We start from the raw sequence: 25822 nt of genomic DNA, 5'->3' as shown, positions 1-25822 counted from the left end.
GGATGCCCCGCCGCCGTGCCTGACGATGCCCGCCAAGGCTTGAAGCGAATCCGGGCCGCGCTCTCCTGGCGCGGCCTGATGCTTTTCGGCTTCGGCCCGGCGCTGGCGCTGCTGACCCTCGCGGGAGTCTTCGTCCCCGCCGATCGCCTGATCGGCGATCTCAACTACTCGCTCTGGTCGCGGCCGGCCGCCGACGATCTGGTGCTGGTCGAGATGGATGGCGCCAGCTTGCAGAAGATCGGGCGCTGGCCATGGCCGCGCGCCTATCATGCGGCGCTGATCCAGCGCCTGTCCCAGGCAGGCGCCGAGACCATCGCCTTCGACGTCGATTTCAGCACGCAGCAGAAGCCGGCCGACGACGCGGCGCTCGCCCTGGCCATTGCGGGGTCGAAGAGCCGGATCGTGCTGGCCTCCTTCCGGCAGGCGAATGGCGACCTCAAACCGCTGCTGAATCTCCCGCTGCCGGCCTTCCGGGCGCATGCGCAGCTCGGCTTCGTCAACGCGGTCGCCGATGAGGACGGGATCCTGCGTGGCTACCTGCAGGACGACGACAGCATGGCAACCGTGCTCGCGGGCTGGGTCGCCGCGGGACAGAACGCATTCCTGGTCGACTACAGCATCGATCCACGCTCCATCGCACGGATCGCCTACGTGGACGTCTTAAGCGGGCGATTCGATCCCGCGGTGGTGGCGGGCAAGAAGGTTCTGATCGGCGCCACCGCCGCCGAGATTCCCGATCGCTTCAACGTGCCGAAGTATCACACGCTGAACGGGGTCGAGTATCAGGCCCTGGCCTATTCCAGCGTGGTCGGCGATCGCATGATCCATACCGCCGGCGACGCCTGGGTTCTGCTCGGTCTCGGCGTCGTTCTGATCGCCGGCGTCTGGCTCGATGGCCGGGGTTGGCGCCGCCAGCTGTTCGTCGCAGGTGCGGCGGCGGCGGCGGCGCTGGGACTGGGATTCGTGCTGCAAACCGCCTTCGCGATTGCGCTGCCCGTCGCGCCCTGGCTTGCCGCGATCGCCGGCTGGGCCCTGCTCACGCTGATCCGGAGCGTGCGGCGCCATTCACGCGCCGCCGCGCTCCACCGCGCCGCCGCCGCGCGCCAGAAGGCGCTGATGGAAGGCGTTTTCAACGACAGCTCCGACGGCATCCTGATTGCCGGCGACGACGGCCGCGTGCTGGTGGCAAACGGCGCGGCCGAGCACATGCTCGAAACGGCGAAAGCCGCGCTGGCCGGGCAAGCGGTTGGCGCCATCCTCGACGGTCTCGCTCTGATGCCGCAGGCCGCGGCGGAGGTCACCGTCGCGACAGGAAGCGGACGTGCACTGGGCCTGGCGGTCTCCGTCACCCGTTCGCAGTCCGCGGCCGGCAACGGCGACGACCAGTCGGTCTGGATCGTCACCTTCCGCGACGAGAGCGCCAAGCGCGCCCTGGAAGCGGCGCGCGACGCGACGATCCGCGAGCTGCAGGCGGCGACCGCGGCGAAGAACGAGTTCCTCGCGCGGATCAGCCATGAGCTCAGGACGCCGCTCTCCGCCATCATCGGCTTCTCGACAATGATCGGCGACCAGAGCCTGGGCGCGGTCGGCAATCCGAAATACGTGGAATATGCCCGCGACATCCACAGCGGCGGCAAGCGGCTGCTGGAGTTGGTCAACGACATCATCGACATCACCCGCATCGAGGCCGAGCAATACGAGATCCGGCCAGACGTGTTCGAGGTCCGCAGCCTGCTCGGCGCCTGCTGCTTCGCCGCCCGCGAATCCGAGGCCTGCGGCGAGAAGAACATCCGCTTCGAGGTCCTGCCCGGCGCCGAGGCGATCCAATCCGACCGCCAGGCGCTGGCCAAGGTCATTGCGAAGCTTCTCTCCAACGCGATCAAGTTCACCGGGCCGCAGGGCGACATCCTGCTGCGGGCGGCGGCGGCGGTGGATCGGACCATCGTCTTCGAAGTCGTCGACAACGGCATCGGGATCGCGCCGGCGGCGTTGAAGAACGTGACCTCGGCCTTCTCCCAGGTGCGCGGCGGGCTCGACCGGCATCATGAGGGCGCCGGCCTCGGGCTCTATCTCGCCCACCGCATGATGCTGCTCCTGGGCGGCAAGCTCGAGATCGAAAGCCTGCCCGGCCAAGGCACCACGGTGCGGCTGTCCATTCCCGGCGCGTTGATCGAGGCCTCCCAAGCGGCATAGCGGAAGCGGCGGCGTAGCCCTCGCATTCGCGAGCCTGTAGACTCGCCAACCATGACCCCGGGTGCTTCCCGAACCAGCGACGTCGATGACCTGATCGCCTGGCTGGCGGCCGGATGCCGCTCGGCCCAGGACAACGCCGACGTGCTGACCGAACTCTGCGAGCGGCTGGTGGCCTGCGGCGTCCCGCTGGCACGCGGCGCGCTGTTCATCCGCACCCTGCATCCGGAGATCATGGGACGCCGGCTGCTGTGGAAGGCGAGCGAGGGCACGGTGGTCTCCGATGCGCCGTTCGAATATCTGCAGGATCCCGGCTATACCGGCAGCCCGATCGTGCGGGTCTACGCGACCGGCCAGGGCCTGCGCCGGCGCTTGAGCGATCCCGCCTGCCCGATGGACTTCAGCATCCTGAAGGAGCTGAAGGACCAGGGCCTCACCGACTACGTCGTGGCGCCGATCCATTTCAGCAACGGCGACATCCATGTCTCGACCTGGTGCAGCGCCGCGCCCGAAGGCTTCTCCGACCGGGCGACCGAGATTCTCGAGCGCATCGAGCATCCGCTGGCGCGGGTCGCCGAAGCGCGGGGCCTGAGGCGCGTCGCCATCAACCTGCTCGACACCTATGTCGGTGGCCAGGCGGGCGCACGGATTCTCGCCGGCCAGATCCGGCGCGGCGATATCGACACCATCCGCGCCGCGATCTGGCTCTCCGACATGCGCGACTTCACCGCCCGGGCCGACCGCATGCAGGCACAAGACCTGATCGCGCTGCTCAACCGCTATTTCGACTGCCAGGTGCCGGCGATCCGCGAACACGGCGGCGAGGTGCTGAAGTTCATGGGCGACGGGCTGCTGGCGATCTTTCCGATCGAGGCCGCGGCTGTCTCCGAGGTCTGCGACCGCGCGCTCGCCGCGGCGCGCGCGGTCGAAGCGGCGGTCGCCGGCGCCGACTGGGCCGGGCTGGAAGCGCCGGCCGCGGTGAAGTTCGGCGTGGCCCTGCATGTGGGCGAGGTGCTTTACGGCAATGTCGGCAGCAGCAACCGCCTCGACTTCACCTGTATCGGCCCCGCGGTCAATCTCGCCGCCCGGATCGAGGCCTTGAGCGGCGAGATCGGGCGCACGATCCTGGCCTCGGCGGAGTTCGCGGCCGCCTGCGGCGGCGCGATGACACCGCTCGGCGCCTTCGCGCTGAAGGGCGTAGCGGCGGAGCAGGTGGTCTACGGCGTCGGCTAGGCCGTCTCTGCGTTGGTGCCGGCGGCGGCGCTCTGCCTTGCGCGGATGATGGCGTCCAGCAGCGATGCCGCGTTGTAGGGCTTGGCGATGATCTCGAAGCCGGCCTGGTGGACCTCGGCGGCGGGCTTGGCATAGCCGGTGGAGAGCAGGATCGGCAGCCAGGGGAAATGCTGACGGACTTTCTGTGCCAGCTCGAAGCCGCTCATGCCGCCGGGCATCACGATATCGGAAAGCATGAGGTCGAAGCGCCCGCCGCCGATCAGCAGCGCCAGCGCGGTGCCGGCATTCGGCACATGCTGCGCCTTGTAGCCGATCATGCCGAGGATGGTCATCGCCGCGATGGCGACGTCCTCGTCGTCCTCCACCAGCAGCACCATGCCGGTGCCGGCCGCCACGGGATCGTTGGCGGCCTGGCGCTCGGTCGCCTCGGTTTCGGCTGCGACGGTGCAGCGCGGCAGGATGATCGACACCGTGGTGCCGACCCCGATCGCACTCATGATCTCCGCGGCGCCACGGGCCTGCTGGGCGAAGCCATAGACCTGGGAGAGGCCGAGGCCGGTACCCTTGCCGACCTCCTTGGTGGTGAAGAAGGGTTCGAACACCTTCGCCAGCACTTCCGCCTCGATGCCGGTGCCGGTATCCGTCACTGAAAGCCGGACATGATCGCCGAGCGGCGCACCATCGGCATTCGGCACCAGGCCGCCGACGCGGTTGCCGGGCGCGGCGGCATCCGGCGCGATGCCGTCGGGACAGTTGCAGGCATGGACCCGCACCAGGCCACCCGAGGGCATGGCGTCGCGGGCGTTGACGCAAAGATTCATCAGGGCCAGTTCGAGCTCGGCCGCATCGCATTCGAACGGCCAGAGATCCGCCGGGAAATCGGCGACGATGCGGATATCGCCGCGGGTCGAGCGGCGCAGCATATCGACGAGCTCGGTCGCGCGTTCGTTGAGCGCGATCACCTCCGGCTTCACCGCCTGGCGCCGCGAGAAGGCGAGGATCTGCCGCACCAGCCGCGCGCCGCGCTCGGCGGCGCGCACGATGGTGCCGGCCGCCTGGCGTTCCGGGCCGGGAACCAGCCGGTCCTCGAGGAAGCCGGCATTGCCCATGACCACGGTCAGGAGGTTATTGAAGTCATGGGCGATGCCGCCGGCCATCTGGCCGATCGCTTCCAGCTTCTGGGTCTCGCGCATGGATTCGTGGATGCGCTGGCGCTCGGCGACCTCGGCCTCGAGCGCGCGGCTGCGATCTTCGACGCGCTGCTCCAGGGTCTCGTTCAGCTGCCGCAGCCGTTCCTGGCTCTCGCGCAAGGCGGCGTTGCGCCGCTCCAGCGACCCGGCGAGACGGGCGAACAGCGCGCGGGTTTCCAGGAGCAGCACCAGCAGGATGAAGCTCGCCGCCATCAACCCGTAGATCCGGCCGGCATAGAAGCCGAGATCGAAGCGCCGCTGGTTCAGCATCGCGCTCAAGGCGATGTCGAAGACCCAGGCGCACATCGTCACCATAAGCCAGATGTCGAGCACCGAACGCGCCTTCCGGCGCCAGAGCGCCAGCAACGCCAACAGGCTCAGGCCGGCGATGATCCCGACGACAACACGATAGGCCGTCGTGTAGTTGGGCGGCGCGCCCTCAGTGATCTCGAGCAGCACCGGCATCAGGCCATGGCCGAGCGTGGTGAGGGCGATAATCGCCAGCACCGCCGCCAGCACCGCGCCGACCGCCTGCGGCACGCCGGAGCCGCCGGTCTCGGCATCGCCCTTGAGCGCATAGGCCAGCACCATCAGCGGGAAGCCGCCATGCCAGAACATGTAGAGCCAGACCGTGGTCTGCGTGCCGCCGCTGAGGAGGCCGGTCGGCGTCAGCAGGCCAGGGAAGGAGAGCAGATGGCCGAGCGCCATCAGGCTGGTGAAGAGGTAGCCGCAGGCGAGAAATTTGAGGCCGCGCTTGCCGAGCAGGGTGAACTGGCCGAACAGCAGGGCGGTGGTGATCAGGTCGTTGATCGTGACCGCGGATTCATAGGCCGGGATGAAGGCGTCGATGGGCTTGAGCGCGGTCTTCGCGAAGGGCACGCAGAGTGCGAAGACGCCCAGCGACACGCCGAGGATGATCAGCGCCAGCCGGCGCTCCGCAGCGCTCGCCGGCATGATCGATAGGAAGATGCCTCGGTCTTGCACCATGGTACTGGAGCGATTGGTTGCGTTGATCCCCAGGGCTCGCGACACCGTTCAAGTTATAACACGTAGTACGGCGGATCGATGCCGCGACGCCGACCACAAAGTCCCATGCCAGTGTGGGATGCGATGGTAAACGATACGTTAACGCGTCCTGGATCAAGCGGCAACCGAAGCGGCTTTCTCGCCGAGAACCTGGCGAATGGCGGTGACGGCCTGGGTGAACCGCGCGGCCCAGTCGCCGCGGATCGTGATGAAAGGCGCGCCGAGATCGCGATAGGCCTGCTCGAACTCCGAGGTGCTGAACTGGCGCTTGTCGATGCCGTAGCGCAGCGGATCCGCCGCATAGGGCACGTCGTCGCCCATCACCAGGCGAAGGTCGTAGCGGCGCTCGCGGACCAGCCGGTCCACGAACGGATCGGCGAAGTTGTTGAGCCGCTCGGCCGCGATCTGGGTGCAGACGGCGTCGGTATCCGAGATCAAGACGCGCGTCGCCTGCTTCGCCAGCGCGTCCTCGGCGATCGCATGGGCCTTGGCGATCAGCGGATAGTCGGAATCGACCGGATACCGATTGCCCTCCGCCTCCAGGAACATCCGCGCCCATTCGGGGCACCATTCGGTCTGGAAGTGCTTGGCGAGATCCCGGCAGAGCTCGGTTTTGCCGCAGCTCTCCGGGCCGACGACCGCGACGCGCGCAACGAAGCGCGACCGGAAGGTCGGCATCACATAGGCCCAGTTGTCGAAGATCGCCTGCCGGACGATGGTTGCCGAGATCTGGATCGCACGCCGCCCGATATTGACCGGGACGAACTGGGCCTCGAACTCCTGCGCGAGACGCGCGCCATAGGCATCGGACGCGAACACGAATCCGAACCGGTCGCGGCCGGTCGCGCGTTGCAGCGTCCGGCGCCAGTCGGTCCAGAAATCCGGATGCCCTTCCAGCGCGTCGGGGAGATCATGCTCGAGCAGCACGACATCGGCATCCGGATAGGCCTCCTTGATCGCCGCGAAGCGGTCAACGGCGGAGATCGGATCGCCGCGCTTGGCGCAAACCACGATGGTCAATTCCTCGCCGCACCAGCCGTGGGCGAAGTCCAGGAGGTATTGGTGCCCCATGGTCGGCGGCATGAATCTCCCGATCACCAGGCCGGTCGGCATGCGTCCTCCTATCAGGTGACTGACGATGAGTCTGATGTAGGTCAGTTAGTGTAATTTGTCAACTAAGTTAGTGCGTAATTGCATCTAAGACAACTTTAGGCTAAGTCTTGCCGGGACATGGCAAAGCAGAACCCGGAATCGAATGCCGCATTTCCGCGACCGCAAGTGACGGTCGATGTGGCGATCCTGACCTTGCGCGTGGGCGCGCTGCAGGTGCTGCTGATGCAGCGGGGCGCAGCACCCTTTGCCGGCGCCTGGGCCTTGCCCGGCGGTTATATCCATCCGCAGGAGGATGCCGACCTCGACGCTGCGGCGCGGCGGATCTTGCGCGACAAGGCCGGGATCGAGACCCCGTATCTGGAGCAGCTGCAGGGCTTTGGCAACGCCAAGCGCGATCCCCGCGGCTGGACCGCGACCTTCGCCTATTTCGCCCTGGTCGCGGCGGAGACGCTGGCGCCGCAACATGGCGCCAATGCCGATGCGGTCGCTTGGCGCAACGCGACGGACAAGCAGAAGCTCGCCTTCGACCATGCGACGATCCTGGCGACGGCGGTCGCGCGGCTCCGCAGCAAGGTCGAGTACACCTCGCTCCCCGTGCATCTGCTGCCGCCGAAATTCACCCTGCCGGACCTGCAGCGGGTCTATGAGCAGATCCTCGGGCGTAAGATGGACAAGTCCGCCTTCCGGAAGCGCATGGCCGAGGCCGATTTCGTCGAACCGGTTCCCGGCGAGCGGCGACTGGCCAGCAACCGCCCGGCCCAGATCTACCGGGTGAAGCGCGGTTTCAAGACTGCTTTCTTCGATCGCACCCTATGAGCACACCCGAACCGCCGAAAGCCCATGCCCGGCGCCACGACGCGGAAGGCGTCGCCCAGCGCTATTGGGAGGGCATGGATCGCTCGATGCCGCAGAAGCTCGCGCTTATGGCGGGCCTGATGCTGCTCGACAAGGGTGCGCTGGTGGTCGATGCCGGCTGCGGCTCCGGTGCCGCTGCATATTACCTCGCAAGGCTCAACCCGCAGGTGCGGGTGGTCGGCATCGATCTCGACCCGCAAGCGATCGAGGCCTGCCGCAAGCGCTACCCGGCGCCGAACCTCTCCTTCCAGGTCGGCAATGTGGCGGAGCCGCTCGGCCTAGAAGCGGACGCGATTCTGAGCTCTTCCACCTTGCACCATGTCTTCACCTTCGCCGATCCGGCCTATTCGACCGATGCAGTGAAGGCGGCGCTCGCCGCGCATGCGCAATCCCTGAAGCCCGGCGGCGTGCTGGCCTTGCGCGATTTCGTGGTGCCGGACGATCCCGATGGCCTGGTGGTGCTGACGCTGATCTCCGGCCCGTCCTCGGACGCGCCGGCGCAGATGGACGAGCCCAATCTGCTGCTGGAGTTCTCGCGCACGGCGCGGCCGCTCGACCGCAAGCTCGGGCCGGGCTTTCCGGTCGAAGAGCTGACGCCGCCGGCAGCGGGACGGCGGCGCTTTCGGCTCGCGCGCCGCAACGCCGCCGAGTTCCTGCTGCGCAAGGACTACCGCGCCGATTGGCCGGCGGAGCTGCAGGAGCAATACGGCTATTTCACCGTCGAGGAGTTTCTGAGCGCCTTTGCCGCAGCCGGCCTGTCCGATGCCCGCGCGGTGCCGGTGCTCAATCCCTGGATCCTGGCCAACCGCTGGTCCGGCAAGGCCGAGCTCAGCGAGGAGGACGGCCGCCCTGCGCCATGGCCCGACACCAACCTGCTGGTCTCCGGCCGCAAGGCGCCACAGGGTTCATCGGTGTGCGTGCGCTGGCAGCAGGCGATGCCCTCGGCCGGCTATCTCCGGGTCTCGCATTGGCGGCGCGCGCAGGAGGCGGAGACCTGGACCATCGCCGAACGCCCGGCGCGGGCCATCGAGCTGCTGCCCTGGGCGATGGCGAATGGGCGGCTGCGCATCCTCGCGCGCGACGGTTATCCGCGGCCGATCGCCAGCGCGGCGGACCGGCACCATCCCGGCCGCGCGATCGAGCCGATCGCTTACACCGGCGATCCCGCGTCGCTCGGCCCCCTGGTGGCGAAGCTCGGCCTGAAACCCGGCGCAGCACCCGTGCATCACCTTTCCTTCCTGCCCTCCGCGGGCGGCATCGCCGAACGCGCGGAGTGCTATCACCTTGAGCTCGCCGACCTGCCACCGCCGCAGCCGAGCGCCGGCCCGTTGCAGCGCGCCGGCATCGTCCGTTCCTTCGACGCGCAGGACATCCTGCGCGCCGGACAGGTCGGCGCGCTGGACGAGGCGCGGCTGGAAATCGCGACCGCTTTCCTGCTGCGCGCCCAAGGTATCGCGCTCGATGCCTGGGTCGGGGAGGTCCCCGCGCTGACCGCGACGGATCAATTCCCGGCCGTGGACTTTGCTGCCTTGCTGGCGCGCAGCGAAAGCGGCTTTGCCGCCTGCACGGCGCCGGCGCGGCCCTGGTTCGCGATCCGGCGCGGCCTGTTCAAGGATGTCGATGCCGCCGGCAACGCGGTCGACGCGGCCAGCCTGGAATGGGCCGAGCCTTTCTCCGGCTCGCCGGCCAGCGCGTCGATTCTCGCCGTCGCGAGACAGGCTGACGGCACGATCCTGGTCGGCATCGAAATGCGCGCGCTGCCGGCGGCGCAGGCGCTCACCGGCAATGCGATGCTGCCTTGCGTGCCGGCCTGGCGGCTCCCGACTCGCGCCCCCGGGCCTGCGGCGGCGCGCGATATGCTCGCGAAACGACTCGATCTCGCGGAACAGGCGAGCCTCACGGCCTTGGGCGGCGGCTATTTCTCCAGCCTCGGCATCACCACCGAGCGTGTATATCCCTTCATCGCCGAGGCTCGGATGCTGCCGCGCCGGATCGCCGATGGCCTGGTCTTCTGCCGCTTGAGCGATGTCCTAGCTGCACCCCACCGGATCGCCGATGGCCATCTGCTGATCGCCGCATCGCGGGCGGGACATCTGTTCGCCGCTGCATCGGGCGGATAACGAAAAATCCAACTCGACAACCAGGACGATTGTCAGCGTTTGCCCGGATGCGCGGCCCTGTGCTATGCCCGAGGGATGGAACGCAGCGAAACCGTCGTCACGATCAACGGCGAGGAGCAGCGCCCGGCCGGGCGCAAGGCGCCGCGTGTCGTCGCGCGCGAAGGCAGCGCTCAGGATCTCTGGCTCGGCCAGCAGATCCGCGCCCTGCGGCGGGCGCAGAAACTCTCCCTCGCGCAGCTCGCAGAGCGCTCCGATCTTTCGATCGGCAACCTCAGCCAGATCGAGCGCGGCGTGCGCTCGCCCTCGGTGCGTTCCCTGCAGCGCCTGAGCGAATGCTTGAAGGTGCCGATCGCCGATCTGTTCCAGACCCGCGCGCTGCCGCCGGCCGCGGAACTCGGCACCATCCTGCGGCGCAAGGCGCGGCCGACCCTCAATCTCTCCAAGCACGGCTGCCACAAGGAACTGCTGACCCCGATGATGCCGGGCACGCTGCAGCTGCTGCTGGTGACGCTCGATCCCGGCGGCACCTCGGGCGCCGAGCATTACGTCCACAAGGGTGAGGAGGCGGGGGTGGTCATCGCCGGAGCGATGAAGCTCTGGATCGAGGACCAAGCCTATATCCTCAAAGAGGGCGATTCCTTCCGCTTCAAGAGCACCCGGCGGCATCGCTTCGAGAGCGCCAGTAAGCAGACCACCCGGGTGATCTGGGCCATTACCCCGCCCATCTACTAAACCCTCGTTCCGCCACGGGAATCTGTCGCGTCACGCCTGGGCCGGCGTGAAACTCTTGTGTGGAATTTCACTGCTAGTAATAATGCTGACCAGAGCGCGCGGCTTCCGGCTCCAGGGGCCGCGCGGACAAACAACGGGGGCAGCAAGACAGGGACGAGAATCATGCAAAAGCATCTCTTCGGCGCGGCCGTCGCGGTCGCGTTCTCACTCGCCGCGGGCGCGGCTTCGGCCCAGGAGAAGATCGTCATCTCCAACTGGGACGCCTACATGCCGCCGGAACTGCTGGCGAATTTCACCAAGGAGACCGGCATCCAGGCCGAGCTGTCGGTCCATGCCACCAATGAAGAGATCATGGGCAAGGTCACGGCCTCGGGCGGCAAGGGCTATGACGTGCTGTTCGTCTCCTCGCCGTTTGCCGAGGCTTTGCACAAGCTGGGACTGGCGGCGGAGCTCGACCACGGCAAGATCCCCAACCTTTCGAACTTCTATCCGGAAGCGATGCAGCTGCCGCATGATCCGGGCCTGAAATTCTCGGTGCCCTATTCCTGGGGCACGACCGGGCTTTGCTATCGCAGCGACAAGGTCGGCGCCGAGCCGACCAGCTGGAACGACCTCTTGAAGCCGAACGACACGGTGAAGGGCAAGACCACCATGCTGGCGACCGATCGCTGGCTGATGGTTCCCGCGCTGCTTTCGCTCGGCTATTCGATCAACACGCCGAAGGAAGACGAAGTCGCCAAGGCCAAGGCGCTGCTGATCGATACCAAGAAGACCCTGCTCGCCTATGACGACACCACTTTCTATTCGAAGCTGGTTTCGGGCGAGGCCCTGCTGGTCGAGGCCTGGGACGGCTGGTGCAACTACGGCATCGCCGAGAACCCGGCGATCAAATACGCGATCGCCAAGGAAGGCAGCGACATGTGGGTCGACGCCATGGTGGTGACCGCGGCCAGCGAGCACAAGGACGCGGCGCAGGCCTTCATCAACTACATCCTGCGTCCCGAAGTGCATCGCTGGGTCGCCGAGAACATCCTCTACAAGGTGCCGAACAAGGCGGCGATGGATGCCCTGGATCCGGCGCTCGTCAAGCAGTATCCGAACCTCGGCATCACGCCGGCGGAGCTGATGAAGTTCGAGCAGATGCGCGACCTCGGCGATGCGCAGAAGCTCTGGTCGAAGACGGTGACCGAGATCACGTCTTCGAATTAGAATTGTCGCACTTCATTCACCGTCATCGCGGCGCTAGGCGCCGGGATCCACGCCTTGGGGTTCGAAGGAAGGCGTGGATCCCGGGACCAAGTCCCGGGATGACGGCTGTTTGGCGTCATCGTCCATGACCTCCCGCCGCGCACTTCTGCTCGGACCCGGCCTCGCCTGGCTGACCGCGCTGCTGATCCTCCCCTGCGCGCTGATCTTCGTGCTCGGCTTCTTCGAGCGCGGAGTCTATGGCGGGATCGACTACACCTTCACCACCGAGAACTTCGCCCGCGCCGCCGATCCGCTCTATGCCGGGATCTTCCTCTATTCGGCGCGGATCGCGCTCAGCGCCGTGCTGGTCTCGCTGCTGATCGGCTACCCGGCTGCCTATTGCATCGCCCAGCAGCCGAAGTCGCGACAGATCCCGTTGCTGATCCTGGTGATGATGCCGTTCTGGAGCAACTTCCTGATCCGCACCTATGCCTGGATCGTGCTCTTGAACCGCGAGGGCCTGATCAACAGCGCGCTTACCGGCATGGGCGCGATCGCCGAGCCTTTGCCGCTGCTCTACAACGACTTCGCGATCGTGACCGGCCTGGTTTACGGCTATGTGCCCTTCATGATCCTGGCGCTCTATTCCTCGATCTCGAAGCTGGGGCCGGAGCTGGCCGAAGCCTCGACCGATCTCGGCGCCGACGGGTTGCGCACCTTCCTGCGCATCACCCTGCCGCTGACCTTGCCCGGCATCGCCGCCGGCTCGGTCTTCGTCTTCGTGCTCTCGATCGGCAATTTCGTGACGCCGGATCTCCTGGGCGGCGGCAAGCGCACCATGCTCGGGAATCTCATCTACGACCAGTTCCTGACCGCGCGGGACTGGCCGTTCGGCGCGACCCTCGCCTTCCTGCTGGTCGCCCTCATGATGCTGCTGCTCACCCTGCAGGCGATCTTCGTGCATCGCGCCAGCGGCAACGAAGAGGCGCGGGCATGAACTGGCTCAGGGCGCATCTCGGCCTGGTCTATCTCTTTCTCTATGGCCCGATCCTGGTGCTGATCGTGCTCTCCTTCAACCGCGCCGGCTTGCCGACCGCCTGGACCGGCTTCTCGACCGAGTGGTACGGCAAGCTCGCGGCCAATGAGAAGATCCTCAATGCGGTCCAGAACTCGCTGATCGTGGCCTTCGTCTCGACGATCATTTCGACCGTGGTCGGCACCCTGCTGGCGATGGGCATGGAGGAGCGCCGGCCGCATCCCGCACTCGAGGCATTGGTGGCAGCGCCGATGATCATCCCCGACATCGTGCTGGCGATCGCGCTGCTGTCCTTCTTCTCGCTGCTGAAGATGACCCTGGGGCTGCATTCGATCATCCTTGCCCACGCGGTCTTCAACATCGCCTTCGTCTGCACCGTCGTGCGCACCCGGTTCAAGCATTTCGACCGATCCATTGTGGAAGCCTCGATCGACCTCGGCGCCAACCAGTTCACGACTTTCCGCCGCGTCACCCTGCCGGTGATCGCGCCCGGCGTGATCGCCGCGGCGTTGCTCGCCTTCACCCTATCGATCGACGAGTTCATCATCGCCTATTTCACCGCCGGTGCCGGCTCCAGCTCGACCACCTTCCCGATGCAGATCTACGCCATGATCCGCTTCGGCGTGACGCCGGAGATCAACGCCGTCGCCACCATCGTCATGGGAGTCTCCTTCGTGCTGGTCTTCCTCTCGCAGCGCCTGAACCGCGAGGCCGAAGCATGAGCGCTCTTCTGGAGATCGCCGGCGTCGCCAAGAGCTTCGGCACGATCCGCGCCGTCGATGGCATCGATCTCGCCGTGGCGCCGAACGAGTTCTTCGCACTGCTGGGTCCGTCGGGCTGCGGCAAGACCACCTTGCTCCGCCTGATCGCCGGCTTCGAGCATCCCGACCGCGGCGCCATTCGCCTCGATGGCTTGGACATCACCGCGGTCAAGCCGAACAAACGGCCGATCAACCTCATGTTCCAGTCCTATGCGCTGTTCCCGCATATGACGGTCTTCGCCAATGTCGCCTACGGGCTGGAGATGGAAGGTCTGCGCGGCGCCGAGCTCAAACGCCGGGTCGAGCAGGCGCTCGCCCTGGTGCAGCTCTCCGACCAGGCATCGCGCAAGCCGCACCAGCTCTCAGGCGGGCAGAAGCAGCGCGTCGCCCTGGCCCGGGCCCTGGTCAAGCGGCCCAAGCTCCTCCTGCTGGACGAGCCCCTGGGCGCGCTCGACAAGAAGCTGCGCGAGAAGATGCAGATCGAGCTGAAGCGGTTGCAGCAGGAGACCGGCATCGCCTTCCTGGTCGTGACCCATGACCAGGAAGAGGCGCTGACCATGGCCGATCGCATCGCGCTGCTCGATCATGGCAAGGTCGCACAGTTGGGCAAGCCGCGCGATCTCTACGAGCGTCCGGACAGCCGCTTCGTCGCCGACTTCGTCGGGCAGATGAATTTCTTCGAAGGCCATCGCCGCGGCGGCGGCTTCGAAGCCGCCGGGCTGGGCGTGTTGCCGGCACAGGATGTCGACGCCCTGCCGGACGGTGGCGCCGCCAGCCTCGCGGTCCGGCCGGAGCGAGTCGTCCTGTCGGAGACCGCGCAGCGGGGGGCGCTTGCGGCGGAAGTGATCGGTTCGGCCTATATGGGCCAGGACATGATCGTGCATCTCTCGCTGAGCGGCAGCGGCCTGCCGCTGGTGGCGCGGCTGCCGGCGGCGCACCGCCTGGCGGCGGGCGTGGAGAACGGGCGCAAGGTGCATTGCAGCTGGGCGGCGGAGCATGCGCGCCTGCTGGTGAAATGACGCTTCTTTCGACTATTGTACCGGCCCGCCGGGGATGCTCCGGGGGCCAGAAGGGGAGACCGAATGGGTAAGACGATCGTGCTGTTTCCGGAGGCCGCCTTCGGCCCGGCGCTGAATTGTGTCGGCATCGCGCAGAAGCTGAAAGCGGAGGGCCACAACCCGGTCTTCGTTTGCGACAAGGGCTTCAAGGGCGTCTTCGCCAAATACGGCTTCGAGGAGAACCTGGTCGATATGTCGGGCGGCATGTCCGACGAGGAGATCGCCAAGTTCTGGGCCAATTTCATCGCCGAGAAACAGCCGCATTTCCGCCTCTCGCCGATCGACCAGCTGCCGACCTATGTGATCCCGGTCTGGGAAGCGATCGTCGATTCCGCGGTAATCGCCGAAGACGGCTTGAACGCGCATCTGCAGCGGATCAAGCCGGACCTGGTCGCGGTCGATAACGTGATCCTCTTCCCCGCGATCAAGCGCGCCGGTTGCCCCTGGGTGCGGATCATCTCCTGCTCGGAGAACGAAATTCCCGATCCCGATATCCCGCCGCATCTCTCCGGTTGCCATGAGAACGACAAAGCCGGCTTCAAGGCCTTCGACGACCGCTTCCTGGAGCTGGTGAAGCCGGTGCATGCGCGGTTCAACGAGTTCCTGGCCAAGGTCGGCCATGCGCCTTATCCGCTCGGCCAGTTCTTCGAGGCCTCGCCGCATATGAACCTGCTGCTCTACCCGAAGCCGCTCGCCTTCAAGCGCCGCACGCCCTTGGACCCGAAACAGTTCCAGTATCTCGAGGGCTGCGTGCGCGACGAAGGCAAATACGAGGTGCCGCAGTTCAAGATCAACAACGACAAGCCGCTGATCTATGTCTCCTATGGCTCGCTGGGCGCCGCCGATGTCGATCTCTACAAGCGGCTGATCACGGCCTTCGCGAAGCTGCCCTATCGCTTCCTGATGAATGTCGGCGACTATATCGGCGAGTACAGCGACGTGCCGGGCAACGTGCACCTGGAAAGCTGGTATCCGCAGCCGGCGGTCATTCCGCATGTCGATCTCTTCATCCATCACGGCGGCAACAACAGCTTCAACGAGGCTTTGTTCTTCGCCAAGCCGGCGATCATCATGCCGTTCTGCTGGGACGGCCTCGACAACGCCGCGCGCATCCACGACACCGGTTACGGCGACCAGCTCCCGCGCTATACCTGGACTGAGGCGGATCTCGCTGCGATGATCGACCGCCTGCTGAAGGACAAGGCCATGGCGGCGAAGCTCGCCGACGTGTCGAAACACATGCAGGCCGCCAAGGGCACCGACAAGGCGGCCAAGATCCTGGCCGAGATTGCGACCACGGGGACCTACAAGCCGTGACCAATCTCGCATCAAGCGCCCCGCACATCACCGACGCGACCACCTTCGACGATCTTGCGGACTGGGGCGTCCAGCCGGACGGTATCGAAGGGGTGTCCAAATCCTCCGGCCGGCTGCTGTACAAGCGGCCGGATCCATCGGTCGGCGGCAACTCGCCGGAGACCGGTCTCTGGGTCTGCACGCCGGGCAAATGGCCGCTGACGATTCCGCGCGATGAATTCTGTCATTTCATCGCCGGCCGTGCGACCTATGTCCGCGATGATGGAGAGACGATCGAAGTCCGCCCCGGCACCTGTGTCCATTTCACCGCGGGCTGGTCGGGCGTCTGCACCGTCCATGAGACCATCCGCAACGCTTACATGCTGCGCTAGGAGTGAAACCTGTGACCACGCCTGTTCTTTACGACCCGAAGACCGCCGCCCCGCTGAAGGATTGGGGCCCGGTGCCGACCATGATCGAGGGTCAGTCGATGACCTCGGGCGTGCTGCTCGCCAAGGGGCCGAACGGCGAGAACGAGACCGGCATCTGGGTCTGCACGCCGGGCTATTGGAACTGCCACGTCACCCGCGACGAGTTCTGCCACTTCCTCTTGGGCCGCTGCACCTACACCCACGAGAGTGGCGAAGTCATCGAGATCAAGCCGGACACCATCGCCTTCTTTCCGAAGGACTGGAAGGGCACCTGCCGCGTCCACGAGACCGTGCGCAAGGTCTATATGATCCGCTGAGCCGGCGATGAAGCATCTCTACCACCCGACCGCGCTCGATCCTGCGACGCCGGCGCCGAGCTGGTGGCGCGATTCCGTCGCGTCTCCACCGGCGGCGTACGCGCCGCTGCAAGGCGAGATCGAGGCCGAGGTCGCGATCATCGGCGGCGGCTATACCGGGCTCTCCGCCGCCTACCATCTCGCCAAGGACTACGGCATCAAGGCGGTGGTGCTGGAACGCGCCCATCCCGGCTGGGGCGCTTCCGGACGCAACGGCGGCTTCTGCTGCATGGGCGGATCGAAGCTCGGCTGGAAGAAGGTCATCACCACCTACGGGCTCGAGGCGGCCCGCGGCTTCTACCAGGCGCAGGCGGATTCGGTCGGGCTGGTCGCGGATCTGCTGGCAGCGGAAGGCATCGACGCCGATCGCACCGGCACCGGCGACGTCGCGCTGGCGCACCGCGAGTCGATGGTGGCGGAACTCGCCACCGAAGCCAAGTTCATGGCCAATGCCTTTGGCGCGAAGTCGACGCTGCTCGACCGCGACGGCCTGAAGGCGCGCGGCCTCGCCGGTCCGCATTTCCACGGCGGCGTCGCCGGCGAAACCGGCTTCGGTCTCAATCCCTTGAAGTATGTGACCGGCCTCGCCCGCGCCGCGGCCGCGCGCGGCGCGATCCTCATGTCGCAGAGTCCGGTGATCGGCTGGAAGCGCGAGACCTACGGCCACCGGCTCACCACGCCGCAGGGCAGCGTGCGCGCGGCCAAGGTGCTGATCGCCACCAACGGCTACACGCCGGAGGATCTGCATCCGGAGTTCGGCGGGCGGCTGCTGCCGGCGCTCTCCTCGATCGTGGTGACGCGGCCGCTGACCGAAGCCGAGCGCGCCGAAGCCGGCTGGACCTCGACCGCACCGAGCTACGATCTCCTCAATCTGCTGCATTACTTCCGCCTGCTGCCCGATGGGCGCTTCATGTTCGGCGGCCGCGGCGGCGTCTCCGCCGAGCCCAGGGCACTGGCGCGGCAATCGGCGCGGATCGAAGCGGCGTTCCGGCGCTACTACCCGGCCTGGTCCTCCGTCGAGATCACCCACCGCTGGTCGGGCTTCGTGTGCTTGGCGATGGACCTGGTGCCGCATGTCGGCGCCTGGGAGGACGAGCCCGGGACCTATTATGCGCTGGCCTATCACGGCAACGGTGTCGCGTTCGGCACCTGGTCCGGCCGCGCCATCGCCCGGTTGATCGGCAGCGGTAATGCGGAGGCGCCGGAGATGCTGCGCCGGCCGCCGCCGCGCTTCCCGCTGCCCTACCTCCGGCCGGTCTATCTGCGCGGCGCCTACGTCAAGTTCGGCCTGGAAGACGCCTTCGGCCGCTGAAGCCCGGCGGAGTGACGCGGATCACCGGGCTATGCATTAGCGGCGCGGTCGCCTTGCACCCCTTTGAACGAAGTGAGATGGTCCCGCGACCCAACGGAGCATTCCACTTTCGGGGACTATCATGTCGCGCTCTTCCGCTTTCCGGGCCAGCTTGCTCGCTTCCGTCCTGATGCTTTCGGTCCCGGCTTTTGCCGAGGACCTGGTCAAGGAACAGGCGCCCTCGGACATCAAGATCACCGCCAAAGGCGACGTCTTCGACATCGCGATCACCAACCGGCGCTATGAGACCAACATCATGGCGTCGACGCTCGGCGGGCCGGAGATTCTCTATCAGCTGCTGCTGATCGAGGAGGCGCATGAGAGCAAGGAAGGGCTGGTCGCCGAGCCGGAGCCGGTCTCCGACAAGGTCAAGGTGACCGCCTTCCCGATGACCAAGGACGGCAAGAGCGCCGCCAAATTCACCATCGAAGCCGACGGCAATGCAGCGAAAGCCAGCGGACCCTATCTCACGGTCACGCGCTACGGCTGCTGCGTCGAACAGCCGACCTATGCGGTCTACAGCCTGGAGAACGGCGCCTATCTCTTCAACGCGACCGGCACCGGCGAATCCGGCCAGTGGGCAACCCTGGGCGCGCAGGGTGGCTGGAAGAACGAGCGCATCCTCGCCTATCACGCGGCGCCGACCGCCGCCGACGACACGGTGCTGAAGGGTGCCGAGAACGCGCAGATCGTGATCTCCTACGCGACCACGACCAAGCCGCTGCAGCGGGTCCTGGTGACCATGCCGAAGGCGCTGATCGAAAGCGATGCCGCACTGGAATGGGCGCCCAAACTTGAATTGGTCTCCAAGGACCAGCCGGACGGCACCGACCGCGTCTTCATCGATCGCAAGGACGACGATCCGGCAAAACTCTTCACCGGTCTCACCGTGCGCCTGACCCTGGACGAGAACACCAAAGTCGAGATCCCGCTCGAAGGCGATCAACTGAAGCTCGACGGCGCCAGCCTGCCGGAAGGCTTCGCCCTTGTGGCGGTGAAGCCGTAAGGGCGCCGCTTGCGGCAAGCCGCGCTTGCGGCCTCATTTGCTCTCGTCACCCCAAGGCCAGTGCCTGGAATGACGAAGCGTGATGTGGAGACACATCAACACGGGGTGGCGCAAATTTTCAGGGGAGGAAAAGATCGCCGGCGGGCGATCGGGGGCTGATGCCCGCCGGCGGGGATTTGCGCTTCAGGGTCCTTCCAGAGACCCTTTCACCAAACCCGCATAGTCAATCGCAAACTTAGGGAACACTCACTCTGCCGGGCGGCGCACACCGCCCGACCCCTCTGATTTTGGTATTCCCCGGGCGGATATCCAGTGACGGTGGTCACAAGCCCGCGTTCGTCTCTAAGTGGCTGATTTTCCGACGATTTTATCCAAACCACAGAAGCTGGCGGTGAGCATGATGCGGCTGCCGCCGAGCGGTTGGCCCCGGCGCGCCCGCTCGATCGCCGCGTCGAAGCCGGCGGCGTCGAAGGCGTCGGCGCTTTGCATGAAGCGGCGCAGCCCGGCGATGAACGCGCGGTCGAAGGCGATCCAGCGCGGCCATTGCACCGCATTCACCCGGCCGAAGCGGAGATTCCGCCCGCTGATCAGCGAAGCGCGGAAGCTCGACGTCTCCAGCCCATAGCGCAGGATGCGGGCGATGACCTGCGCGGCGTTGGGCGCGCCCGGCGGCAGCAGCGAATCGTCCAGCGGCACTCTGGCGATCCGTGGCAGCTGCTCACGATAAAGCCGGCGATAGAAGCGCTTGCCGGCGGCCTGGGCGCTGCTGATCCGCGCCGCCACCGCCTGGACGTCGCGGTCGAGGAAGGGATAGATCGTCTCCACATCCGGCCGGCAGACCCCGCCCTGCAGCGCCACGTCGCGCCGCATCCGGTTGCGGATTGCAAAGCGGATATAGCGGCGGTCGAAGGGCAGGCCGGGCTCGCAGTTCGGGAACTCGCGGGCGATGTCGTCGAGCGCCGCGGGCTTCAGCGCTTCTATCGCCCGTCTCGCCTCGGCAGTTAGGGCCGGCAGGGTGCCGTCCGGCACGCGGATCTGGTTGAAGATGATCTCGGCGGCGCCCTCGTTCGAGACATCGGGGCCGAGTGAGGGCCCCGCCATGCCGAAGACATTGCGGACGGTGGCGCGCAAGCCGCCCTTGCGTTTAAGCGCGAGGCCGCCGAACAGCACGTCGCCGGCGAGGCCGTCGAGGGCGCAGTCGATGCCGGCTTCGCGCATCCGCGGCGTCAGCGCCTGGTGAAAGAACTCGGCCAGCGCATGCTTCGGGTAGAGCGGCGCGTGCAGGCTGGAGAAGAAGTCGCCTTCCACGATCACGGTTTGGAGCGGAATCGCCAGCGCGCGGGCGAGCCGCCCAGTGATCCGCTCCTCGATCGTGTCGGGCGCCGCATAGGTGAAAGCGCGCAGGCCGGGATCCTGCCAGCTTCCGGCGATCAGCCGGCTGTCCATGCCGCCGCTGAGCTTGATGCCGTAGCGCCGTTCCGGCGTATAGAGACGGTGGCAGGCGGTGCGCATCGCGGCGACGAGGTCCGCGGCGACTTCGCAAAGTTCATCAGGACCGGCCGGGGCGGGCTGCGGCGCCGGACTGGCCCAGGTCTCGGTCGTGATCCTTCCGTCGCGCCAGTCGATGGTCAGGATCGATCCGGGCGGCGTGCGATAGATATCGCGGAAGATCGTGCGGTTGCCGATCTGGTAGCCGAACCAGTAGAGCTCGGCGCAGCCCAGCGGATCGCGCTCAAGCCGCGGCGAGATCGCCTGCAGTCCGGGAAAGTCGTTGGCGAAGGTGATGGCATCGCGACCGACATGTATGTAGAGCGGCAGGCATCCGGTCGGATCGTTGGCGATGACGGTGATCTTGCGGTCATGGTCATGCGCGACGATGTTGCAGCAGCCGTTGTCGATGCCCGCCAGGAAAGCATCCGGCCTGGCGCGGAAGGCGCGAGCGACGTCGCGCGCTTCGTCAGCGCCGCCGATTAGGAACTTTCCGTCATGGACCAGATAGCCGTCGACCGCGAGGCGGAGGTTGGAATCCTCCACGATCTCCGGCCAGAGCCGACCGACCGCACGGCGAAACAGCGCGGGCGCCGCGGCGGAGCCGATCGCAATCCGTCCGGCGAGGCTGGTGCCGCCTTCCTGCAATCGCAGGCGTTCGTCTGGCTGGAACCCGTCGCCGGGTTGGACTTCCCCCAACATGCCGGTGCTCATCGCTCGGGGTGTCGGACGATGCTGTCGATCGGCTGTCGGGGATCGATCCGCGGGGTCAGGATTCCGGCGATCATGCCGGCGGTGTGGAAATTGATGAGTGCCACCGAGTAGAGGCCCATCACCGCGCTGCGCTTGCGCCAGCACTGCGCCAGGATCGGCACGGTCAGCACCAGCGCCAACACCGCGCAAGAGAGCTCCAGCACCGGCGAGAACAGCGCGCCGGCCAGCAGCCCGAGCAGCGCCAGCCACCACAGGATGACGCCGCAATAGAGCCAGGCGCCGCGCATCGAGCGCCACCACAGGCCGGTGCCGAGCTTGGCCCGCACGATCTCGCCATGGCCGTGGAGATAGCGCGTCTTCCAGCGCCGGAACAGCAGCGGGAAGGCGGCGGTCGAATGGCCGTAGTGATAGACCGAGGGCCGGTCGAGCCGGCGCAGGCGCCAGCCGGCTGCCGTCAACCGGATCCCGAGCTCGAGCTCCTCGCAGGCATGGAGATTCCGGTCGGTGAAATAGCCGAACGGGCGGATCGCCTCCATGCGGAACAGACCGCCGCCGTTCAGGTGATCGTGGAGGCCGGGCGTGTCGCTGCCGGATTGCTTGCCCTTGCGGCGGCGGAACTCCAGGGTCATGACCCGGTCCACCACCATGCCGGCGACGCCGGCAAGCTTCGGGTCGGCGTCGAGCGCCGCGTTGGCCTCAGCGAGAAAGCCGGGGTCGAGCTCCATATCGCCGTCGAGCAGCAGCAGGCGCTTGCCGCGGGCATATTGGAAGCCGAGCTGCGCGGCGCTGCCGCAGCCGCGATCCTCGATCCGCGCCAGCTGCACCACTTTCACCGGGAAGCGCGACGCGATGGCGACGGTTGCATCCTCCGACAGGCTGTCGGCGACGATGATCTCGGTGGTAGCGGGATCGGTCGCGGCCATGACCGAACGCAGGCAGGCCTCGATCTTCTCCGCCTCGTTCAGCGCCTTGATGACGACGGAGAGTTCCGGCTGCGCAAGCCCTGGATGGAGTGGGGGCGAAGCTGCGGCTTCCGCGCCGGGGAGAGGCGCCGTTGCAACGGGACTGGCCATCAAATAGGGGTCCGCTAAAGGTGGCGGTAGATCCAGGACGGAATGTAGTGCTTGCGCCGGTTCAGCACCACGCCCTGGAGCTTGCCGCCGGCGGCCTCGATCTCTTCCATCGCCCGCTTCACCACCGGAATGCGGGTGCGGCCCGCCTCGACCACCAGCAGGCAGGAATCCGCGAGGCCGGAGGCGCTGACATAGCTGGCGCCGGTCATAACCGGCGGGCAGTCGATGATGATGATGTTGAAGACATTGCGCAGCCGGTTGAACAACGAAGGCAGCAGCCGGAGGTCGATCTCGCTCGGATCATTCGCGCCGTCGATCGGCAAGGTGGCGAGGTCGAAGGCGCCGCCCCGCGGCACCGTCAGGCGCACGGTGCGGATCGGCGCGCCGCGCGCGGCCGCCCAGAGGGTTTCGGAGGAGGTCAGCCCGAAATGCTTGAACTGGTCGGACGGACCGGTATTGCCGTCGATCAGCAGCACCGAATTGGTGGGCGAACGACAGACCGAGACCGCGAGCTCGCGGGCGGCGATCGAGGCACCCTCGCCGGCCTGCGAAGCGTAGATCGCCAGGATCAGCGAGCCCTTTTCGATGGCATAGGCGTTGACCGCAGCGGTGACGCTCAGCAGGTGCCGGCCGATATCGCTCAGCGCCTCGCGATCGACCTGCTTCTTCTCGATGATGGTGTGGCGTTCCCGGAACTGGGGAAGCTGCGCGCCGGCCGTGGTCGCCACCTGGTTGCCACCGGCGCTTTGGGTCATCGGCAGATGCGTCTCGTCGGTCATGTCAGACCACCTGCCGCAATTCCGGTGGCTGCGACCGGTCGGACTTCGCCGAGAGCAACTGGTCGAAATAGGCGACGGTCGCCGCGATGCCCTGGCGGAGCTGAACGGTCGGCTCCCAGTTGATCAGCTGGCGCGCCAGCGTGATGTCGGGCTTGCGCTGCCTGGGATCGTCCTTCGGCAGGGGCAGCTCGACGATCGGCACGGCATTGCCGACCACTTCGCGGATCACGTCGGCCAGCTGGCGGATGGTGAACTCGTTCGGGTTGCCGAGATTGACCGGACCGGTCACCGCGGGATCGGTCGCCATCAAGCGCACGAAGCCGTCGATCAGGTCATCGACATAGCAGAAGGAGCGGGTCTGGGCGCCGTCGCCGTAGAGCGTGATCGGCCGGCCCTGCAGCGCCTGCATGATGAAGTTCGAGACCACGCGACCATCCTGCGGATGCATGCGGGGCCCGTAGGTGTTGAAGATGCGTGCCACCTTGATCTTCAGGCCGTGCTGGCGGTGATAGTCGAAGAACAGGGTCTCGGCGCAGCGCTTGCCTTCGTCGTAGCAGCTTCGTGGGCCGATCGGGTTGACGTTGCCCCAATAGGTCTCCGGCTGCGGATGGACGCTGGGGTCGCCATAGACCTCGCTGGTCGAGGCCTGGAAGATGGTCGCGCGCACGCGCTTGGCCAGGCCCAGCATGTTGATCGCGCCATGGACGCTGGTCTTGGTGGTCTGCACGGGATCGAGCTGGTAGTGGATCGGCGAGGCCGGGCAGGCGAGGTTGTAGATCTCGTCCACCTCGACATAAAGCGGGAAGGTAACGTCGTGGCGCATCAGCTCGAACAGCGGATTGCTGAGCAGATGCGTGACGTTGGAGCGGCGCCCGGTGAAGAAGTTATCGACGCAGAGCACTTCCGCGCCGTCGGCGAGCAGCCGTTCGCAGAGATGCGACCCGAGGAATCCCGCCCCACCGGTGACCAGGACGCGCTTGCTCTGACTACTCACGCGAACCTTCCCCTCGGCGTACTTTGATTGCCATCGTGAAAAGCTTTATATCCGTTCGACCCGGCTTGGCCAATCGCGGTGTGCGTTTGCGAAACAATGACTTCCAAACGAAGCCTGCTGTAAAATAATGAAATTTTCGATACCGGCCACCGCCCAAGCGCAAGCTTGGGCGCAAAGTGAAGTTCTGCACACCATCGTGGAAATTTCCCTTACAACTCAATGACTAGAGGGCGTTTCGCGCCCCGTCTCGACCGCAGAAAGAAGCCGATCGCTCCATGCTCCGCGACAGCGCCATCTACATCCTGAGCCGGGTGGTGCCGAGCGGTCTCGGCTTCGTCACCGGCATGGCGCTGACCTGGCTGCTGACGCCGCATGCCTTCGGTCTCTACGGGCTCGGCCTCACCATCGTCGTGCTGGTGGCCGGCATCTTCTTCGACTGGCACGGCTTGAGCTTCATGCGCTTCTTCCAGGCCAATGCCGAAGACCCGCGCTTCATGCCGACGGTGGTGCAGACCTTTCTCTTGCTCTGCCTCGCCAGCCTGGTGATCGTGCCGCCGGTGCTGCTGGTCGGCGCCGCGATCTTCGGCGCGCCGGACCGCGAGTATGAATGGCTGATCGCGATCTCGCTCCCCGGCTGCTGGGCCTATGCCTGGTTCGAGCTGGCGGCGCGAGTCCAGGTCGCACGCTTCAACCCGACGCGATATTTCTGGATGAACCTCATCCGCAACATCCTGATCCTGGCCTTCGGCCTTGGCGTCGCCTGGGCCTGGCACAGCGCCTATCCGGTGCTGGCCAGCAGCTTCCTGGCGATGCTGGTCGCCGGCCTGCTGTTCCGCATTCCGCATCTCAGCCTGTTGCCGAAGCGCTTCGACATGGAAATGGCGCGACGGCTCTTCGTCTTCGGCTGGGCGATGGCGTTGGTGCGGGCGCTGGGTGCGGCCTCCTTCGCGGCTGACCGCTTCCTGCTCGAGTTCATGATCGGCACTGATGCGGTCGGCTTCTACACCGCGGCCTACCAGTTGGCGCAGACTACGATCATCACGATCGGCGCCGGGATCGGCTCCGCCACCTATTCGCTGGCGGTGCGCGCGGTCGAAAGCGGCGACGCGGCGGCCGTGGACCGGCAGCTCTCGCGCAACAGCACCTTGCTTCTGGCGCTGCTGCTGCCGGCATCGGTCGGTGCAGCGATGGTCTCGCCGACCTTGGCCAAGCTCTTCGTCGGCCCGGAATATGTCGGGCCGGTCGCCAGCATGACCGCCTGGATGGCGCTGGCCGCCTTCTTCTTCGGCTTCCGTGCCAACTATCTCGACCATGCCTTCCAGCTCGGGCACAAGACCCATCGTCTGCTGGCGGTGGTGGCACTCACCGCCGCGGTCAACCTGCTGCTCGAGATCCTGCTGATCCCGGGCTTCGGCGCGGTCGGCGTCGCGATCGCCAACCTGATCGCGGGTGCGATCGGGCTCATGGCGGCGGCCTGGGCGGCGCGATCGGTGATGGCGATGCCGATCGCCTGGCGCGACGCGGCGAAGATCGCCGTCGCCGTGCTGGCGATGGCGCTCTTCCTCTGGCCGTTCTATGGGCGCGACGATCTCCTGTCGCTGGTGCTCGCCGTGATCGGCGGCGGCGCGGTCTACGGCGCTGTCCTGCTGGCGCTCGATGCGATGAACTTGCGCGGCGTCGTGAAGCGGCGCCTGGCGCGCTTCGCCTAGGTAGTGGACTCATAAATACCGGGTCCAGAGGCGGGTTGAGGCGAGAGCGACGGCTGCGAGGAAGTTCCTGGCGAGCTTGTCGAAGCGAGTGGCGATGCGCCTGAAGTGTTTGAGCTTGCAGAA

At 66.5% G+C, this 25822-nt stretch carries 21 protein-coding genes and 1 pseudogene; 15 read left to right on the top strand and 7 right to left on the bottom strand.

Annotated elements, in window-relative coordinates; all coding sequences use genetic code 11:
- Positions 1 to 15: 15 nt before the first annotated feature.
- Positions 16 to 2193, top strand: a complete 2178-nt coding sequence (locus tag ACH2CY_RS20910) for a CHASE2 domain-containing protein (protein ID WP_395021421.1) — start codon at positions 16 to 18, stop codon at positions 2191 to 2193.
- A gap of 51 nt (positions 2194 to 2244) precedes the next feature.
- Positions 2245 to 3423: an adenylate/guanylate cyclase domain-containing protein gene (locus tag ACH2CY_RS20905; protein WP_395021420.1), complete on the top strand. Its 1179-nt coding sequence runs from the start codon at positions 2245 to 2247 to the stop codon at positions 3421 to 3423.
- On the opposite strand, the gene ACH2CY_RS20900 is transcribed toward ACH2CY_RS20905, so the two are convergent.
- Together ACH2CY_RS20900 and ACH2CY_RS20895 are read right to left on the bottom strand one after the other, a co-directional pair.
- On the bottom strand, positions 3420 to 5600 hold the full coding sequence (locus ACH2CY_RS20900; RefSeq protein ID WP_395021418.1) for an MASE4 domain-containing protein: 2181 nt from the start codon (positions 5598 to 5600) through the stop codon (positions 3420 to 3422). The two genes, ACH2CY_RS20905 and ACH2CY_RS20900, sit on opposite strands and share 4 nt — an antisense overlap.
- Positions 5601 to 5753: 153 nt before the next feature.
- Positions 5754 to 6752, bottom strand: a complete 999-nt coding sequence (locus ACH2CY_RS20895; RefSeq protein ID WP_395021417.1) for an AAA family ATPase — start codon at positions 6750 to 6752, stop codon at positions 5754 to 5756.
- Between the two features lie 117 nt (positions 6753 to 6869).
- Between ACH2CY_RS20895 and ACH2CY_RS20890 the strand changes: the two genes are divergently transcribed.
- The 12 genes from ACH2CY_RS20890 (at position 6870) to ACH2CY_RS20835 (ending at position 18942) form a co-directional block, all read left to right on the top strand.
- Entirely contained in the window at positions 6870 to 7568 is a 699-nt protein-coding gene (locus ACH2CY_RS20890; protein ID WP_395021415.1) for an NUDIX domain-containing protein, read from the top strand.
- Positions 7565 to 9727, top strand: coding sequence for a class I SAM-dependent methyltransferase (locus tag ACH2CY_RS20885; protein WP_395021414.1), 2163 nt, complete (start codon positions 7565 to 7567; stop codon positions 9725 to 9727). Before ACH2CY_RS20890 ends, ACH2CY_RS20885 begins: the two co-directional genes overlap by 4 nt.
- A gap of 75 nt (positions 9728 to 9802) precedes the next feature.
- Positions 9803 to 10459 carry a cupin domain-containing protein gene (locus tag ACH2CY_RS20880; protein ID WP_395021413.1) on the top strand — a complete coding sequence of 219 codons (657 nt, stop codon included), beginning with the start codon at positions 9803 to 9805 and terminating at the stop codon, positions 10457 to 10459.
- Positions 10460 to 10621: 162 nt separating this feature from the next.
- Entirely contained in the window at positions 10622 to 11668 is a 1047-nt protein-coding gene (locus tag ACH2CY_RS20875) for a spermidine/putrescine ABC transporter substrate-binding protein (RefSeq protein WP_395021412.1), read from the top strand.
- A 124-nt stretch (positions 11669 to 11792) separates the two neighbouring features.
- Complete coding sequence (locus tag ACH2CY_RS20870; RefSeq protein WP_395021410.1) at positions 11793 to 12644, top strand: ABC transporter permease; 852 nt, start codon at positions 11793 to 11795, stop codon at positions 12642 to 12644.
- Positions 12641 to 13405 carry an ABC transporter permease gene (locus ACH2CY_RS20865; protein ID WP_395021408.1) on the top strand — a complete coding sequence of 255 codons (765 nt, stop codon included), beginning with the start codon at positions 12641 to 12643 and terminating at the stop codon, positions 13403 to 13405. The genes ACH2CY_RS20870 and ACH2CY_RS20865 overlap by 4 nt, the downstream gene beginning before the upstream one ends.
- Entirely contained in the window at positions 13402 to 14463 is a 1062-nt protein-coding gene (locus tag ACH2CY_RS20860) for an ABC transporter ATP-binding protein (RefSeq protein WP_395021407.1), read from the top strand. Before ACH2CY_RS20865 ends, ACH2CY_RS20860 begins: the two co-directional genes overlap by 4 nt.
- A gap of 63 nt (positions 14464 to 14526) precedes the next feature.
- A complete protein-coding gene (locus ACH2CY_RS20855) occupies positions 14527 to 15819 on the top strand; it encodes a glycosyltransferase (RefSeq protein WP_395021406.1) in 1293 nt (430 codons plus the stop codon).
- Entirely contained in the window at positions 15816 to 16190 is a 375-nt protein-coding gene (locus tag ACH2CY_RS20850) for a cupin domain-containing protein (RefSeq protein WP_395021405.1), read from the top strand. Before ACH2CY_RS20855 ends, ACH2CY_RS20850 begins: the two co-directional genes overlap by 4 nt.
- A gap of 11 nt (positions 16191 to 16201) precedes the next feature.
- Complete coding sequence (locus ACH2CY_RS20845; protein WP_395021404.1) at positions 16202 to 16546, top strand: cupin domain-containing protein; 345 nt, start codon at positions 16202 to 16204, stop codon at positions 16544 to 16546.
- Positions 16547 to 16553: 7 nt separating this feature from the next.
- Positions 16554 to 17897 (top strand): NAD(P)/FAD-dependent oxidoreductase, encoded by a 1344-nt coding sequence (locus tag ACH2CY_RS20840; protein WP_395021403.1) that lies wholly within the window; start codon positions 16554 to 16556, stop codon positions 17895 to 17897.
- 121 nt (positions 17898 to 18018) lie between these two features.
- Positions 18019 to 18942: a hypothetical protein gene (locus ACH2CY_RS20835; protein WP_395021402.1), complete on the top strand. Its 924-nt coding sequence runs from the start codon at positions 18019 to 18021 to the stop codon at positions 18940 to 18942.
- Between the two features lie 342 nt (positions 18943 to 19284).
- Here ACH2CY_RS20835 and ACH2CY_RS20830 read toward each other — a convergent pair whose 3' ends face one another.
- From ACH2CY_RS20830 to ACH2CY_RS20815, 4 genes are read right to left on the bottom strand one after another with little or no spacing between them, the layout of a single operon-like run.
- Positions 19285 to 21132 carry an asparagine synthase-related protein gene (locus ACH2CY_RS20830; RefSeq protein ID WP_395021401.1) on the bottom strand — a complete coding sequence of 616 codons (1848 nt, stop codon included), beginning with the start codon at positions 21130 to 21132 and terminating at the stop codon, positions 19285 to 19287.
- An 8-nt stretch (positions 21133 to 21140) separates the two neighbouring features.
- Complete coding sequence (locus tag ACH2CY_RS20825) at positions 21141 to 22217, bottom strand: glycosyltransferase family 2 protein (RefSeq protein ID WP_395021400.1); 1077 nt, start codon at positions 22215 to 22217, stop codon at positions 21141 to 21143.
- 14 nt (positions 22218 to 22231) lie between these two features.
- The gene (locus tag ACH2CY_RS20820; protein ID WP_395021398.1) at positions 22232 to 22996 is read right to left on the bottom strand and encodes a hypothetical protein; all 765 of its coding nucleotides are present in this window, start codon (positions 22994 to 22996) and stop codon (positions 22232 to 22234) included.
- A 1-nt stretch (position 22997) separates the two neighbouring features.
- The gene (locus tag ACH2CY_RS20815) at positions 22998 to 23990 is read right to left on the bottom strand and encodes a UDP-glucuronic acid decarboxylase family protein (protein WP_395021396.1); all 993 of its coding nucleotides are present in this window, start codon (positions 23988 to 23990) and stop codon (positions 22998 to 23000) included.
- 275 nt (positions 23991 to 24265) lie between these two features.
- Here ACH2CY_RS20815 and ACH2CY_RS20810 point away from each other — a divergent pair, with 275 nt between their 5' ends.
- Entirely contained in the window at positions 24266 to 25699 is a 1434-nt protein-coding gene (locus tag ACH2CY_RS20810) for a lipopolysaccharide biosynthesis protein (RefSeq protein ID WP_395021395.1), read from the top strand.
- A gap of 9 nt (positions 25700 to 25708) precedes the next feature.
- Here the strand turns inward: ACH2CY_RS20810 and ACH2CY_RS20805 are convergent.
- Positions 25709 to 25822, bottom strand: a pseudogene (locus tag ACH2CY_RS20805) (IS5/IS1182 family transposase); the annotation flags it as partial.

Origin of the sequence: Dongia sp. (genome assembly GCF_041905885.1) — a bacterium.
Lineage (GTDB): Bacteria > Pseudomonadota > Alphaproteobacteria > Dongiales > Dongiaceae > Dongia.
This window is presented reverse-complemented; position numbering and strand designations above follow the sequence as displayed.